Raw genomic sequence first — 14,367 nt, 5'->3', positions numbered from 1 at the left:
GGGTGATCACCGCAGAGCCGCGGCTGCTTGACGTTGCGACACAGAGGCGGCCGCTGATCGACGGCGTGGATGTCTTGCGTCGAACCGCGTCAGGTCCGGCTCGCCCCGGACCGAGACCACCGCGGCGTTCAGACCCGGCTATATCTGGCGGCGGATCCGCTCGCCGATCCGCCGCGTGGCGCGGAGGAGTGCTCGCTCGATCCGGTCACCGGCGGCGCGTGACTCCAAGTCAGCGAGGCTGTGGTCGAGGTCGATCGTGATACGGGCTGAGCCATGGTCCACATCCTGGCGGGCATCGGGTAACCCGCTCCCGCCTACCAGCGCAAGATGGCACCGTCAGCTGAGCGAGGGCGAGTCCGTCCACTCCCTGCGCCGCCAGGAGCACTACGCCCGCTACCGGGCCCACAGCGCGGCAGTCGCGGGCGCCGGGCGTGGTTACCGGCGAGCGCGAGGGTGAGCGCGCCCATCCCGTGGTAGCTCAGGTTGGATGTCAGGATGTCCCTGCGCCGCGTTCCGCCGCGGACGCGCGCGATGTTCCGGGCCAGCCCGATGGCGACCTCCACGCCGAGCGTCCTGCAGGTGACCACTGCGACGAAGTCCTCCGGGCGTCCCACGGCGTGGCACAGGCGGTCCATCAGCTCCATCTGGACGTGGGGCTGGACGGCGGCGGCGCCGCCGAACGTGGGATTCTGACGTGCCGTCATCGGCCGCAGAAGCGCATTGGGGCTGCCTCGCGCTGCTTCGCCATGCCTCCCTATGCCTCCCGGCACGCGCCTCTTGACCTGGGCCGTTCGGTGACGGGGGCGATGACGCCGAGCCCAGGCACGCTCGGTTGGATGCCTGCGGCACGGGCCTCGCACACCGGGCAGCCATCGACGATTCGCGGCGGGTGCGGGGTGACCATGTCACCGGGCCGGAGGCCGGGCACGCCCCCGTGGAAGCACCGGACGGGCGGCGGCTGGCTGGGGTTCGACGGCATGGGGTGCTCCGTGGGACGAGGCAGGTCAGACCCCGGGCGCACGGCGGCGCCCGGGGCGAGGAGGAGAACGGGCGCCGGGAAGGGCGGGCCCGGCCGGGACGGTCAGCCGAAGATGAAGTCGAGGTTCCCCTCGATCCGGCTCGATCCAGCGCGGTGAGGCACTGCATCTCAGACCCCAAGCGGACGGCCGGCCGGTGATGATCAGTGGACGCCGACAAACCCGTACGATATCTTGTACAAGTCGAGAGGAGGCAGCCATGCCCATCACCGCCAGCGAGGCGCGCCAGAACCTGTTCCCGCTGATCGAGCAGGTCAACGAGGACCACGCCCCGGTCCACATCACCTCCCGCAAGGGGAACGCCATCCTGATGTCCGAAGAGGACTTCACCTCCTGGACAGAGACGGTGCACCTCCTGCGCTCCCCCAAGAACGCCCGCCGCCTGCTCGACTCCATCGCCGAGGCCGAGGCCGGCCAGACTCAGCAGCGTGAGCTGATCGACCCCGACACGGGACAGGCGTGAAGATCTCGTTCACGTCACACGCCTGGGAGGACTACACCTACTGGGCCGAAAACGATCGCAAGACGGTGAAGCGCGTCAACAAACTGATCCGCGACACGTTGCGCGACCCCTTCAAGGGCATCGGCAAACCGGAGCCGCTGAAGGGCGACCTCTCGGGTTATTGGTCCCGGCGGATCGACGACACGCACCGGCTCGTGTACAAGCCGACCGACGACGAGTTGATCATCGTCCAGGCCCGGTACCACTACTGATCACGCGCTCCGCCGGGGCGGGGCAGGACACAGTCGGCTGGTGGCACCCGGACCGCTGGCGGAGGCGCCTGACCCGTCGCGACGGGTCGCGTACGGATAAGGCGGGGCACCTGCGGAAATGGGTTGGCCGGCAAGGACCGAGCGTCCTGGGTGAGTTCCTGCGGGGCGCAGCATACAAGTTCGGTGGCGGCGCGGTGACCCTGCTCGTCCCCGGCGGGAGACCCGCCAGGGACGCTCCGATGGCGGGGCCCGCCACTTGCTCACGTCAGCGCAGACGCCCACACCCCCGACGATCACCAACGGTCACTCGCGTGGCCCCAGGGGAATCCGGCGACAATACGAGAGCCCCACGGCTGGCGTCGTCCTCAATTTCCCCTTGAGGAGGACGCACAGCCGGCTTTCAGACGACCAGGACCCGGCGCCCGCGCGTGTGACCAGCACGGCTGTCGACGTGCGCCGCCGCGGCCTCGGCGAGCGTGTACGACTTCTCTACCGGGATGTGGAGCTTCCCCCGCGAGATGAGGCCGACGGCCTCGGTGAGCGCATCCGGCACGCTCCCGGCCACGCCGGAGAATCGGACACCGAGCTCCGGCGCACCGAGATCGGCGATGGAGATCACCTTCTGCGGATCCCCGGTCAGCTCGACGAGCTCGCGGATCACGCCCGAGCCGGCCAAGTCGAGAGCCGCGTCGACATGGCCGAGCCGCCGCACCCGCTCGACCCAGCCCTCGCCGTACGTCGTGGCGAGGGCACCCAGGCTACGCACATAGTCCTGGTTCGCGGCCCCAGCCGTGCCGATCACCGTGATGCCGCGGTCGCGGGCGATCTGCAGCACCGCCGATCCGACTCCCCCGGACGCGCCGCTGACCAGCAGCGTCTGCCCGGACCGCACACCAACCTCCCGGATGATGCGCAATGCGGTCTCCACCACGGAGGGGTATCCGGCCGCCTCTTCGAACGTCAGCCCCTCGGGCATACGGACCCAGGCCGACAGCACGGCGAACTCGGCATAGGTACTTGAGCCTTCACCGAACACGCGGTCGCCGACCTCGACCCCTTCGACACCCTCGCCGATCTCGTCCACCACCCCGGAGGCGTCCAGCCCGACACCGGAGGGCAACTCGATCGGATGGGCCCCCAGGACCTGGCCTTCACGGACCCTCCAGTCGACGGGGTTCACGCCCGCCGCCCGCACGGCGATGCGTACCTGACCGGGGCCCACGTGGGGCTCCTCGGCGTCGATGAGTTGCAGAACGTCCGGACCGCCGAACTCGGCGAAGCTCACTTTCTTCATGCGGCCGACCGTAACACTAACGGTTAGTTTTTAGTAACTGCTTCATTTTCGCTCCTGGTAGCGTTAGGGAATGACCGTGCCGACCGGACGCCGTGAACGCAAGAAGGCCGCGACCCGCCAGAAGATCGCTGACACCGCCCTGCGGCTCTTCCTGGAACGCGGGTATGACGCAGTGGGCATCCGTGACGTGGCCGCCGAGGCCGACGTGGCCGTCACCACGCTCTTCTCCCACTTCGCCTCGAAAGAGGCCCTGGTGTTCGAGCAGGACGAAGACTTCGAGCAACGCCTCGCACAGGCGGTCACCGGCCGGGCGCCACACGAGCCGCTCATCCCCGCGCTGCGCCGCGAGATCCAGGCCCTGGTGCGACATTGCACGGCGGACAGCGCCGCCCCGATCTGGCGCATGATCGACGCATCACCCGCTCTGCGGGAGTACGAGGAGTCGATGAGGCTGCGCCACGCGGAGTCACTGGCAACGGCCATCGCCGCCGATCGCGATCTGTCACAGACCACGACGGCCTGCCGGACGATCGCGAGGTTCGTGATCGACGCTTATTCACTGGCCCGCGAGGCGGCCGATCCGGATACCGCGGTGGACGAGATCTTCCGGATGATCGAGGCGGCCTGGGAGGTCGCCCACCCCTCCGGCAGCTCCGTCGGCACGGCCGGACCGTAGTCAGGACTCGACCCCGGCGGCGCCGTTTCGCCGAACGAGGCGAGTTCTACGACGGTGATGTCGGAGCGGGCGCCCACGCGGACCGGTGGGCCCCAAGCGCCCACGCGCCGGGCGCGTGCTTGCGGACGTTGGTCAGCGCCTCGCGCAGGACGCGGTAGGCGGTGCGCCCGACCACCGGTGAGGCGAGGGCCGGGTCGCCGTCCTCGATCAGCTCGGTCGGTGTGCCCACCGCCATCGACTCGGCGACCAGGTCGGCGAAGCCCTCCACCGAAGGCGTCTGATCGCCCTCGGGCGTGGTGCGCAGGATGCCGACCAGGTCCCGCAGTTCCTCCAGGGCCTGGCAGCCCGCGGCGCGCAGTTCCTCCGCCGCCTGCCGGGTCCCTCATCCGGTGCCGTCACCCGCAGGGCTCCGGCCTGCAGCACCATCAGGCTCACCCGGTGCGTGACGACGTCGTGCATCTCCCCGGCGAGCCGCGCGCGTTCCTCGGCGCGGGCCTGTCCGGCGAGCAGGTGCCGTTCCCGCTCGGCTCGCTCGGCGCGCTCGACCAGGGCGAGGACCATCCGGCGGCGGGCATCGAAGTACAGCGCCAGCACAGGCCCGACCGCGGTGCGCAGCAGCCCGATCGTCATAACGGTGACCGACGGCTCCCAGGGCCGCATGATGACGAGGGTGAAGGCGGCGAGCACGAGGAACGCCGTGCGGCGGTTCTGTTGGCAGAAGAACGGGCCGATCGGCCGGGCCGCACAGGCGCGCGTTTGCCTCACCGATCTGAGGCAAACGCCTCACGCAATCCGCCATCCCAATTGCGTTTGCGCAGGTCAGATCGATTTTCTTGGTGGGGCGGGTGGGACTCGAACCCACGGCCGACGGATTATGAGTCCGCTGCTCTAACCGGCTGAGCTACCGCCCCGTAACGGCGCGTCGTGCACATCTGTGCGCGCCGTCTGCCGCAGCATAGCCGCTCATACGATCTGTTGCTTCGGCGGGCCGATGTTGGGCGCCCGCATGCCTTGGATCGGCCCGGGATCAGGGGGTGAGCAGGGCATGTACGGGGGATGCGGGCATGAAAAAGGACCCCGTGAGGGGCCCTCTTCCGTGCTGCTCCCCCGACTGGACTCGAACCAGTAACCCTCCGGTTAACAGCCGAATGCTCTGCCAATTGAGCTACAGGGGACCGAGCTCCCCCGACTGGACTCGAACCAGTAACCTGCCGGTTAACAGCCGGCTGCTCTGCCAATTGAGCTACAGGGGATTGCTCCGTGTGCCTCGACCGCGCCACCGTCCGGGGTTCCCGGAGGGCGTGCGTTCGCTGCGACACATACATTAGCGCAAGCAGGGGGGTGGTCCGCCAATCGGTATGCCCGTGGGTGATCGGAGGGTGATCTGCGGCGCGTGCGGGTAGACGTGCGGCACGACTCCGGGGTCCGAGACGAAGGACAACCAGAAGGGCAGGTCGATGCGCTACCGGCTGACGTTCATGAGCGGGTTGGCTGTGGGTTACGTGTTCGGCACGCGAGCCGGCCGCGAGAGGTATGAGCAGTTGCGTGCGTGCACGCAGCGGTTCGTGCGGAACCCGGCCGTCCGTAACACCGCCGAGTCGGCCGCGCTGGGCGGCCGGGAGGCCGCCACCAAGGCGCTCGGCAAGGTACGGCCGCTGCGGGACAAGATCACGCAGCGGGAGTCACGCTCCGCGGCGGAGGAGGACGACTGGGGCACCAGCAACACCTAGCCACCGCGGTGGCATGATCTGGTCCATGGGGATAGTCGCCGGGTTGGACAGTTCGTCCGAGAGCACACGGATCGTCGTCTGCGATACGGATACGGGTGCCGTACTCAAGCAGGGGTACGCGCCACACCCGGCGCCGTCCTCCGGCGGAACGCCCAATGACGTGGACCCGCAGGCGTGGTTGCTGTCCCTGGGGGAGGCCGCCGAGGGCGGGCTGCTGGAGGGGGTGCAGGCCATCGGCGTCTCGGCGCAGCAGCACGGGCTGCTGGCGCTGGACGGGAGCGGGGCGCTGGTGCGTCCCGCGCAGATGGGCAACGACCGGCGGGTGCAGGCCGCGGCCGCCGATCTGATCGAGACGCTGGGCGGGCGGGCGGCGTGGGCCCAGGCCGTGGGCGCGGTGCCGACCGCCGCCCAGTCGGTGGCGAAGCTGCGCTGGATGGCGCGGTCGGAGCCGGACGCGGCGCGCCGGGTGGCCGAGGTGCTGCAGCCGCACGACTGGCTGGTGTGGCAGCTGCTCGGGCGGCCGCTGCGGCGTACGACGGACCGCGGTACGGCCTCCGGCACCGGCTACTGGTCGGCGGCGGCCGGCGCCTGGCGGCCGGATCTGGTCGAGCTGGCGCTCGGCCATCAGGTGCGGCTGCCGGAGGTCATCGGACCGGCCCAGCCCGCCGGGCAGACGCCGGAGGGGCTGCTGATATCGGCCGGTACGGGCGAGACCATGGCCGCGGCCTTCGGTCTTGGCGTGGGGGTCGGCGACGCGGTGATCTCGCTGGGCGCCTCGGGTTCGGTCTTCTCCATCCACCACGAGGCGCTGGCCGACCACACCGGCACGATCCTGTCGTACGCCGACGCCACCGGCATGCATCTGCCCGTCGTGCACACGCTCAACGCGGTGCGGGCGCTGCGCGGTACGGCGGAGCTGCTGGGCACGGACCTGGAGGGGCTGTCGGCGCTCGCGCTGAACTCCACCCCCGGGTCGTACGGGATGGTGATGCTGCCGTATCTGGAGGGCGAGCGGACCCCGTACCTGCCGCATACCGCCGGGACCCTGACCGGGCTGCGGCGCGAGTCCATGAAGCCGGAGCATCTGGCGCGGGCCGCGTTCGAGGGCATGCTGTGCGGGCTCGCCGACGCGCTCGACATCCTGCGGGGGCGCGGGGTCGGGGTGCGACGGGTGTTCCTGCTGGGCCCGGCGGCCGATCTCCAGGCGGTACGGGCGATCGCGCCCGCGCTGCTGGGCGCGCAGATCGTGGTGCCGCAGCCGGCCGACTACGCCGCGCTGGGCGCCGCCCGGCAGGCCGCGTGGGCGCTGGGCGCCGCGCAGGGGACGCTGTCCCCGCACGAGCCGCCGCGCTGGCCCGCGGCCGCCAGCCAGGTCTTCGAGCCGGGCGACGATCTGGCGGTGGGGCAGGCGGTGCGGCAGCAGTACGTGGCGGTACGGGAGCAGACGCATCCGGGGGCGTTCGAGGCCGGGGCAGGGGCCGGGGCCGGGGCCGGCTAGGGCGGGTGATTCGGGGCGGGGCTTTCAGTCCAGGTAGCCGCGGAGCTGGTCGGCGAAGGCGTGGTCGCGGAGCTTGTTGAGGGTCTTGGACTCGATCTGACGGATGCGTTCCCGGGTGACGCCGAAGATCCGGCCGATCTCCTCCAGCGTGCGGGGGCGGCCGTCGGCCAGTCCGTACCGCAGCTGGACGACCTTGCGCTCGCGCTCGCCGAGCGTCGACAGCACGGCCTCCAGATGCTCGCGGAGCAGCAGGAACGCCGCGGACTCGACCGGCGAGGCGGCGTCGCCGTCCTCGATGAGGTCGCCGAGCGCGACATCGTCCTCCTCCCCGACCGGCGCGTGCAGCGACACCGGCTCCTGGGCGAGGCGCAGCACCTCGCCCACCCGCTCCGGGGTGAGGTCGAGCTGGAGCGCGACCTCCTCGGGGGTGGGTTCGTAGCCGCGCTCCTGCAGCATCCGGCGCTGCACCCGGACGACCCGGTTGATCAGCTCGACGACATGGACCGGCACCCGGATGGTCCGGGCCTGGTCGGCGAGGGCGCGGGACATCGCCTGGCGGATCCACCAGGTCGCGTACGTCGAGAACTTGTACCCGCGGGCGTAGTCGAACTTCTCGACCGCGCGGATCAGGCCAAGATTGCCCTCCTGGACGAGGTCGAGCATCGTCAGGCCGCGGCCCACATAGCGCTTGGCGACGGAGACGACGAGGCGCAGGTTGGCCTCGATCAGCCGGCGCTTGGCCATCCTGCCCAGGACCACCAACCGGTCGAGGTCGAGGGCGAGTTGGCTGTCGAGGTCGGGGGCGGAGGCGAGCTTCTCCTCGGCGAACAGGCCCGCCTCGACCCGGCGGGCCAGTTCGACCTCCTCGGCGGCGGAGAGGAGCGGAATCCGGCCGATTTCGCGCAGATATTGGCGGAAGAGGTCGGAGGAGGGGCCGGTGGTCTCGGGGCGGGCGGGGCGGTCGGCGGGGCCGCTGTCCGCCTCGGCCTCGACTTCGGCTTCGGCGTCCGGCTCGGTGTCTGGTTCGGCGTCCGGTTCGGGGAGCTGGGCCGCGCCCGGTTCGGGGTTCTGCTCGGCGTCCGGTTCAGGGGCTGGGCCGCTGCGTGGAGTCGTGGCCGGTTCGGTGCGCTGGGGGTCGGCGGCACCCGGGGCCTCCGGGGCGAGGGCCGCGCCGGGGGGCGCGGGTGGTTCCGGCGGTCCCACGGCCGACGGGGCCGGGGACTGCGGCGGCGCCATGGAGGCCGCGTCGGTGAGGGTCTGGGTCTGCACGGGGGCGACCTCCAGGGTGATCGCTGCTGAGGCGGCAGAACGATCGGGTACGGACGCGCCGGCCACGCCGCCGTCCGTCCCGTACATCATGAGCGGATCTGCGGGGGATCCCGGCCTACCCGGCCAACACCGCCGCGCTCCGAGGACTCAGGCACCGCAACCCAGTGTGGAGTACGACATACGCCCGCCACGAGGGGCGTGCGGGCACTTTTTACGCAGCGGCCGGTGACCGACCGGTTACGCGACGTCCGCGGCGCCCGGCTACGACCCCGGCCGCGGCCCGGTCAGAGCGCCGCGACGCCCTGGGTCTGGAGGGACTGGGCGTACTGCTGGAGGACCCACAGCTCGTTCTGGACGGCGGCCAGATGGGCCGGGTCGGCGCGCTGCCCCAGGCGCTGCAGGGTGCCCTGGACCTCCCTGACGCGGTGGTTGACGGCGGCCTGCCGGACCCGGACCAGCTGCTCGCCCGCGTACGCCTCGTCCGCCTCGCGGCGGGTGTGGAGGGGCTCCACGGCCAGCTCGGTGACCATGGCGCGAACCGTGTCGTCGGGGGCGGCCTCGCGGACGCGGCGCAGATAATCGCTGTCGGCGCCCTCCGCGCCGCCCGCGTCCTCGATGGCGCGGCGCACGGCGGCGTAGGGCGGGGCGGTGAACTCGTCCTCGCCGTAGGCGTCGAAGGCCGGAGAGACCAGCTCGGGGCGCTGGAGGGCCAGCTTCAGCAGCTCGCGCTCGACCCGGTGGGCGGGGCTGCGGAGGTTCAGCGCGGGGCCCCGGGGCCCGGACGGAGCGGCCTGGCCCTGGGCCTGGCCGGGGCCGCCCGGGCCGCCGGGCCCGCCGGGGGCCGCGCCCCGGCGGCCGCGCTGGTCGGGGCGCTGGTCGACGCCCCGGCTGCGGTCCCGCGCCCACCGGGCCAGCTGGCTGACGCGCTGCACGACGAACTGGGTGTCCAGGATGCCCAGCAGACCCGCGAGATGAACGGCCGACTCGTGCTGGATGGAGCTGTTCTTGATGCCCGCGACGACCGGCGCGGCCTCGTCCAGGGCGGCGGCGCGGCCCACCGCCGTGTCGAGGTTGTGGCGGGCGACGATCTGCCGGATGGCGAACTCGAAGAGCTGGGTGCGGCTCTCGACCAGCTCCTTGACCGCGTCGTCGCCGTGCGCGAGCCGCAGCTCGCAGGGGTCCATCCCGCCCGGGGTGATCGCGATGTAGGTCTCGGCGGCGAACTTCTGGTCGTCCTCGAAGGCACGCAGGGCGGCCTTCTGGCCCGCCGCGTCGCCGTCGAAGGTGAAGACGACCTCGGCGCCGGAGTTGTCCATCAGCAGCCGCCGGAGGATCTTGATGTGGTCGCCGCCGAAGGAGGTGCCGCAGGTGGCGATGGCGGTGGTGACACCGGCCAGATGGCAGGCCATGACGTCGGTGTACCCCTCGACGACCACGGCGCGGCTGGTCTTGGCGATGTCCTTCTTGGCGAGGTCGATCCCGTACAGGACGTGGGACTTCTTGTAGAGCGGGGTTTCGGGGGTGTTGAGGTATTTGGGGCCGTTGTCGTCGTCGCGGAGCTTGCGGGCGCCGAAGCCGACGACCTCGCCGGTGATGTCGCGGATGGGCCACATCAGGCGGCCGCGGAAGCGGTCGATGGGGTTGCGGCGGCTCTCCTGGGCGAGGCCGGAGGTGAGGAGCTCCTGGTCGGTGAAGCCGCGGCCGCGCAGGAAGCGGACGAGGTGGTCCCAGCCCGCCGGGCTGTAGCCGACGCCGAAGTGCTGGGCGGCGGCCTGGTCGAAGCCGCGCTCGGCGAGGAACTTGCGGCCGATCTCCGCCTCGGGGCTGTCCAACTGCTCGACGTAGAACTGGGCGGCCGCCCGGTGCGCCTCGACCAGGCGGGTGCGCTCGCCCTGCTGGCGGCCGGGGGTGGCGCTGCCCTGCTCGTACCGCAGGGTGATCCCGGCCTGGGAGGCGAGCCGCTCGATCGTCTCGGCGAAGGAGAGGTGGTCGATCTTCATGACGAAGTCGACGGTGTCGCCGCCCTCCTGGCAGCCGAAGCAGTAGTACAGCCCCTTGCTGGGGCTGATCTGGAAGGACGGTGACTTCTCGTCGTGAAAGGGGCAGAGCCCCTTGAGATTGCCACCGCCCGCGTTCCGCAGCTGGAGATATTCGGATACGACGGCGTCGATCGGGACCGCGTCCCGCACCGCCTTTACGTCGTCATCGTTGATCCGGCCTGCCACGCGTGAATTCTACGGCCGGGGTCCGACACCGGTGTCCGTCACCTGTCCGTCCCGGGTCGGGCCCCCGGCGCGCTGGGGAGTCCTACGGCAGCAGGGAGCCGAGCGGGACGGACGGGTCGGCGAGGGCGCCCGGGTCGGGCCGGGCGCCGGTGCGGATGAGCTGCTGGATGGGCTCGGTGACGTCCCACACGTTCACGTTCATGCCCGCCAGCAGGCGGCCGTCGCTCAGCCAGAAGGCGACGAACTGCCGCTTGCCGACGTCGCCCCGGATCAGGACCTGGTCGTACGAGCCGGGCGGCGCGTAGCCGGAGTACTCCAGCCCGACGTCGTACTGGTCGGAGAAGAAGTACGGCACCCGGTCGTACGAGACGTCCTGGCCGAGCATGGCGCGGGCGGCGGCCGGGCCGCCGTTCAGCGCGTTGGCCCAGTGCTCGACGCGCAGCCGGGCGCCGGGTGGGAGGGCGGTGCGCACCGGGGTGCCTTCGAGGAAGGCGAGCGGGGCGGAGGCGGCGTCGCCCGTCGCGAAGATGTCCGGGTCGCTGGTGCGCAGCGCGGCGTCGACGGCGATGCCGCCGCCCGACGCCCGGTCCACCACGTCCAGCCCGGCGGCCTCGGCGAGGGCGGTGCGCGGGGCGGCGCCGATGGCGGCCAGCACGCTGTGGCAGGGGTGCTCCTCGCCGTCGTCGGTGAGGGCGGCGAGGACCATGCCGTCCTGACCGGTGATCTCGGTGAGCGTGGCGCCGAAGTGGAAGCGGACGCCGTGCTCGCTGTGCAGGTCGGCGAAGAGGGCGCCCAGCTCGGGGCCGAGGACGGAGTGGAGCGGGGTCGGCTCGGGCTCGACGATGGTCACCTCGGCGCCGTAACCGCGGGCTGCGGCCGCGACCTCCAGGCCGATCCAGCCCGCGCCCGCGATGACCAGCTGTCCGTTGTCGCGGCCGAGGGTGGTGAGGACGCCCTTCAGCCGCTCGGCGTGGGCGAGGCGGCGCAGGTGGTGGACCCCGGCCAGGCCGGTGCCGGGGATGTCCAGGCGGCGCGGCTCGGCGCCGGTGGCCAGCAGCAGCCGGTCGTAGTGGATCCGGGTGCCGTCGCCGAGGGTCACGGCCTTGGCGGCGCGGTCCAGGTGGGTGGCGGGCTGGCCGAGGTGGAGTTCGACGTCGGCCTGGGCGTACCAGGCGGGTTCATGGACGAAGACGCTGTCGCGCTCCTGGCTGCCGGTGAGGAAGCCCTTGGACAGCGGCGGACGCTCATAGGGGTGGTCGCGCTCGTCACAGATAAGGATCACCCGGCCGGTGAATCCCTCCGAACGGAGGGTTTCCGCGGCTTTCGCCCCGGCCAGGCCCCCTCCGACGATGACGAACGTCTGGTGTGCGTCGACCACTTGTTTTCCTCCTCGCTGCCGGGCGGTGCCTCTGCGTTTGCTTCTACCCCGGTCGCGTCGACCAGTCGCATCAGCCGGAACCTTTGGCCGGAGCCTTGGCCGGAGCTTGGCTTTGGCCTAAGCCTTGGCCATGGGAAGCCTCCGGGGAGCCTCCCGCACCAAGCGGAGCCGGGGGAAGGGGGCCGCGCGGAGTGGCGGGAACGGGTCATGGGGACGGGCGGGGTGGCGTGTACCAGGTGCGGTCGTACGCGATCAGATGCGACCACATGCGGTCACGCGCAGGTCATGCACGGTCGTACATGGTCGTACGTGGTTCTACGGGTCATACGTGGCGTACCGAGCGCGGGACCGTCAGGCGGGCGTGGAGGGAGCGGGCCGAGGCGTCCGTCAGGGCGGCGATCTGGTCCACGATCGCGCGCAGCCGCCCCGTGTCGTCGCCCGCCGCGTCGGCCGCGTCGAACAGGGCGCGGAACTGCGGGTCGAGCCCGTCCGGGGCGCGGGCGATCAGCGCCTTGCCGAGTTCGGCGATCACGACGCGCTGGTCGGCGCGGACCAGTTCCTGGTCGGCGCGCTGGATGACGTAACGGTCGGCCACTGCCTTGAGCACCGCGCACTCCAGCCGGGCCGTGCGCGGCACCACCAGCTCGGCGCGGTAGCGGGTGAACCGGCCCGTGCCGTACGCCGCCCGGGTGGCGGCCTCGGCGGCGAGGCAGAAGCGGCCGATCAGCTGGCTCGTGGCGTCCTTGAGGCGGGCTTGGGCGACGGACGTGCCGTCGTAGCCGTGCGGCCACCACTCCTGGTCGAGCAGCCGGTCCAGCGCCTCGGCCAGCTCCTCCGCCTCGGCGCCCGGCGCGTAACGGGCGGCGGCGACCGCGAACACCTCGCGCCGCTCGGGCTCGGCGAGCAGGCTGTTCGGGTCGAGATGGCCCGCGTGCAGGCCGTCCTCGACGTCGTGCACCGAATACGCCACATCGTCCGCCCAGTCCATGACCTGGGCCTCGAACGGGGTACGCCGCTCGGGCGCGCCACGCCGGAACCAGGCGAAGACCGGGAGGTCGTCCTCGTACACCCCGAACTTCGGCGAGTCCGGGTCGCGGGGGTGACCGCCGCGCGGCCAGGGGTATTTGGTCGCCGCGTCCAGGGCCGCCCGGGTGAGGTTGAGGCCGACGCTGACCGGTTCGCCGGTCTCCGCGTCGGGGACGAACCGCTTCGGTTCGAGCCGGGCCAGCAGCCGCAGCGACTGGGCGTTCCCCTCGAAGCCGCCGCAGTCGCGGGCCACCTCGTTGAGGGCCTGCTCGCCGTTGTGACCGAAGGGCGGATGGCCGAGGTCATGGGCGAGGCAGGCCATCTCCACCAGATCCGGATCGCAGCCCAGGGCGGCCCCCAGCTCCCGGCCCACCTGGGCGCACTCGAGGGAGTGGGTCAGACGGGTGCGGGGCGTGGCGTCCCACGCCGGGGTGCGGGCGGTGCCGCCGAGGTCCGCGTCGGTGGCCGGGGCCGCGGGCACGACCTGCGTCTTTCCGGCCAGCCTGCGCAGCGCGGCCGAGTGCAGCACCCGGGCCCGGTCCCGCTGGAACGCGGTCCGGCCGGGCCGCTTGTCGGGCTCCTGGACCCAGCGCTCCAGGTCCGCCGCGTCATAGCCGGGGGTCGTGGGTGCGGTGGTGCGGTGTGCGGTGCGATCTGTCGTACGACCTGCTCTGCGGCTCATACACCGACAGTAACCGCCCGGTACGACAGCGGAGCGCCGGCGAGGGCCTGTTCGTACCGGTGGAGCACCAGCCGGGCGACGGCCGGGTGGGCGCCGAGCGGGGCCGCCGCGATGCCGGGAGCGGCGTCCGCGCACTGGGTGGCGAAGCGGCCGGGGGCGGTGAAGTACGAGGCCACGGCGATGTTGCGGGGGTGGTGGTGCGGGTGGCTGTGCCGGGTGGAGGTGAGGGTGCGTACGGCGTCGGCCACCGTGGGGGCGGCGGCGGAGGCGTACGCCGGGACGACCGGCACGCCGTCGAGCCGGGCGCTGAGCAGGGCGGCCGTGGCGGCGGCGTCGACGGCCGCGTCGGGGTCGCGGGAACCGGCGGCGGCGAGGACGACGGCCTGGATGGTCTTCGGGTGGTGCGGGGTTCGGTGCTGCCGGGCGGCCTCGCTCAGGCGCGCGTGCAGGGCCTCGGCGAGGAGTGGGTGGGGGCCGAGGGGTGCGGCGATGCGTGTGGTGAGGTGGCCGGCCCTCGCGGCCGCCTCCGGAAGGTCCACCTTGACGTGATGGCCACGGCCGAGCAGCAGCGGTACGAGGACGGCTTCGCCGCGGAGTGCCTCGAGGGTGTCTGCGAGGAGCGGTCGGTTCAGCTCGATGTGCCCGAGCCGTACGGGTATGTCGGGCCGCAGGGCCCGGACCGCGTTCACGAGCGCCGTCACCGTGCGTAGCGCCGCCGGGTCCCGGCTGCCGTGCGCCACGGCGACCAGCGTCGGGGGACGCGCGCCGGTGGGGCAGCCGGAGGGGCGGGGGCGGAGCAACGCTGTCATGACGCGACTGTGGCAGGGGCGTGTTGCGC

Annotated in this window: 13 protein-coding genes and 3 tRNA genes; 5 read left to right on the top strand and 11 right to left on the bottom strand. The window is 72.1% G+C overall.

Translation table 11 applies throughout. The features are described from left to right. Positions 1-1,236: 1,236 nt before the first annotated feature. Both ACFZCY_RS05325 and ACFZCY_RS05320 read left to right on the top strand, forming a co-directional pair. On the top strand, positions 1,237-1,500 hold the full coding sequence (locus ACFZCY_RS05325) for a type II toxin-antitoxin system prevent-host-death family antitoxin (RefSeq protein WP_391169613.1): 264 nt from the start codon (positions 1,237-1,239) through the stop codon (positions 1,498-1,500). Then, positions 1,497-1,751 carry a Txe/YoeB family addiction module toxin gene (locus ACFZCY_RS05320; RefSeq protein ID WP_391169611.1) on the top strand — a complete coding sequence of 85 codons (255 nt, stop codon included), beginning with the start codon at positions 1,497-1,499 and terminating at the stop codon, positions 1,749-1,751. The genes ACFZCY_RS05325 and ACFZCY_RS05320 overlap by 4 nt, the downstream gene beginning before the upstream one ends. A 400-nt stretch (positions 1,752-2,151) precedes the next feature. Here ACFZCY_RS05320 and ACFZCY_RS05315 read toward each other — a convergent pair whose 3' ends face one another. Next, positions 2,152-3,045 (bottom strand): alcohol dehydrogenase catalytic domain-containing protein, encoded by an 894-nt coding sequence (locus tag ACFZCY_RS05315; RefSeq protein WP_391169609.1) that lies wholly within the window; start codon positions 3,043-3,045, stop codon positions 2,152-2,154. A 70-nt stretch (positions 3,046-3,115) separates the two neighbouring features. On the opposite strand from ACFZCY_RS05315, the gene ACFZCY_RS05310 reads away from it, so the two are divergent. Then, positions 3,116-3,721, top strand: a complete 606-nt coding sequence (locus ACFZCY_RS05310) for a TetR family transcriptional regulator (RefSeq protein ID WP_391169607.1) — start codon at positions 3,116-3,118, stop codon at positions 3,719-3,721. Between the two features lie 46 nt (positions 3,722-3,767). On the opposite strand, the gene ACFZCY_RS05305 is transcribed toward ACFZCY_RS05310, so the two are convergent. The 5 genes from ACFZCY_RS05305 to ACFZCY_RS05285 all read right to left on the bottom strand — a co-directional run bounded on the left by ACFZCY_RS05305 (position 3,768) and on the right by ACFZCY_RS05285 (position 4,974). Beyond that, entirely contained in the window at positions 3,768-3,989 is a 222-nt protein-coding gene (locus ACFZCY_RS05305) for a hypothetical protein (RefSeq protein WP_391170452.1), read from the bottom strand. Then, complete coding sequence (locus tag ACFZCY_RS05300; protein ID WP_391170364.1) at positions 3,929-4,180, bottom strand: hypothetical protein; 252 nt, start codon at positions 4,178-4,180, stop codon at positions 3,929-3,931. Before ACFZCY_RS05300 ends, ACFZCY_RS05305 begins: the two co-directional genes overlap by 61 nt. A 375-nt stretch (positions 4,181-4,555) precedes the next feature. Further along, positions 4,556-4,632, bottom strand: a tRNA-Ile gene (locus tag ACFZCY_RS05295). 191 nt (positions 4,633-4,823) lie between these two features. Next, positions 4,824-4,896: transfer RNA gene (locus ACFZCY_RS05290), tRNA-Asn, on the bottom strand. A 5-nt stretch (positions 4,897-4,901) separates the two neighbouring features. Continuing rightward, positions 4,902-4,974, bottom strand: a tRNA-Asn gene (locus ACFZCY_RS05285). Positions 4,975-5,178: 204 nt separating this feature from the next. On the opposite strand from ACFZCY_RS05285, the gene ACFZCY_RS05280 reads away from it, so the two are divergent. Continuing rightward, the gene (locus tag ACFZCY_RS05280; protein ID WP_055550281.1) at positions 5,179-5,451 is read left to right on the top strand and encodes a hypothetical protein; all 273 of its coding nucleotides are present in this window, start codon (positions 5,179-5,181) and stop codon (positions 5,449-5,451) included. Between the two features lie 25 nt (positions 5,452-5,476). Next, positions 5,477-6,949, top strand: coding sequence for an FGGY family carbohydrate kinase (locus tag ACFZCY_RS05275; protein WP_391169604.1), 1,473 nt, complete (start codon positions 5,477-5,479; stop codon positions 6,947-6,949). A 24-nt stretch (positions 6,950-6,973) separates the two neighbouring features. On the opposite strand, the gene ACFZCY_RS05270 is transcribed toward ACFZCY_RS05275, so the two are convergent. The 5 genes from ACFZCY_RS05270 to ACFZCY_RS05250 all read right to left on the bottom strand — a co-directional run bounded on the left by ACFZCY_RS05270 (position 6,974) and on the right by ACFZCY_RS05250 (position 14,338). After that, complete coding sequence (locus ACFZCY_RS05270; RefSeq protein ID WP_391169602.1) at positions 6,974-8,308, bottom strand: sigma-70 family RNA polymerase sigma factor; 1,335 nt, start codon at positions 8,306-8,308, stop codon at positions 6,974-6,976. Between the two features lie 194 nt (positions 8,309-8,502). Then, complete coding sequence (gene dnaG, locus ACFZCY_RS05265) at positions 8,503-10,443, bottom strand: DNA primase (protein WP_391169600.1); 1,941 nt, start codon at positions 10,441-10,443, stop codon at positions 8,503-8,505. Between the two features lie 82 nt (positions 10,444-10,525). Further along, on the bottom strand, positions 10,526-11,821 hold the full coding sequence (locus ACFZCY_RS05260) for an FAD-dependent oxidoreductase (RefSeq protein ID WP_391169598.1): 1,296 nt from the start codon (positions 11,819-11,821) through the stop codon (positions 10,526-10,528). A gap of 322 nt (positions 11,822-12,143) precedes the next feature. Next, positions 12,144-13,529: a deoxyguanosinetriphosphate triphosphohydrolase gene (locus ACFZCY_RS05255; RefSeq protein ID WP_391169595.1), complete on the bottom strand. Its 1,386-nt coding sequence runs from the start codon at positions 13,527-13,529 to the stop codon at positions 12,144-12,146. Further along, positions 13,526-14,338 (bottom strand): CbiX/SirB N-terminal domain-containing protein, encoded by an 813-nt coding sequence (locus tag ACFZCY_RS05250; RefSeq protein WP_391169593.1) that lies wholly within the window; start codon positions 14,336-14,338, stop codon positions 13,526-13,528. The genes ACFZCY_RS05255 and ACFZCY_RS05250 overlap by 4 nt, the downstream gene beginning before the upstream one ends. Positions 14,339-14,367 lie beyond the last annotated feature (29 nt).

It is taken from the genome of Streptomyces sp. NPDC007983 (assembly GCF_042958345.1).
In the GTDB taxonomy this organism is placed as follows: domain Bacteria; phylum Actinomycetota; class Actinomycetes; order Streptomycetales; family Streptomycetaceae; genus Streptomyces.
The sequence above is the reverse complement of the archived record's forward strand: the minus strand, read 5'-3'. Positions and strand labels throughout refer to the sequence as shown.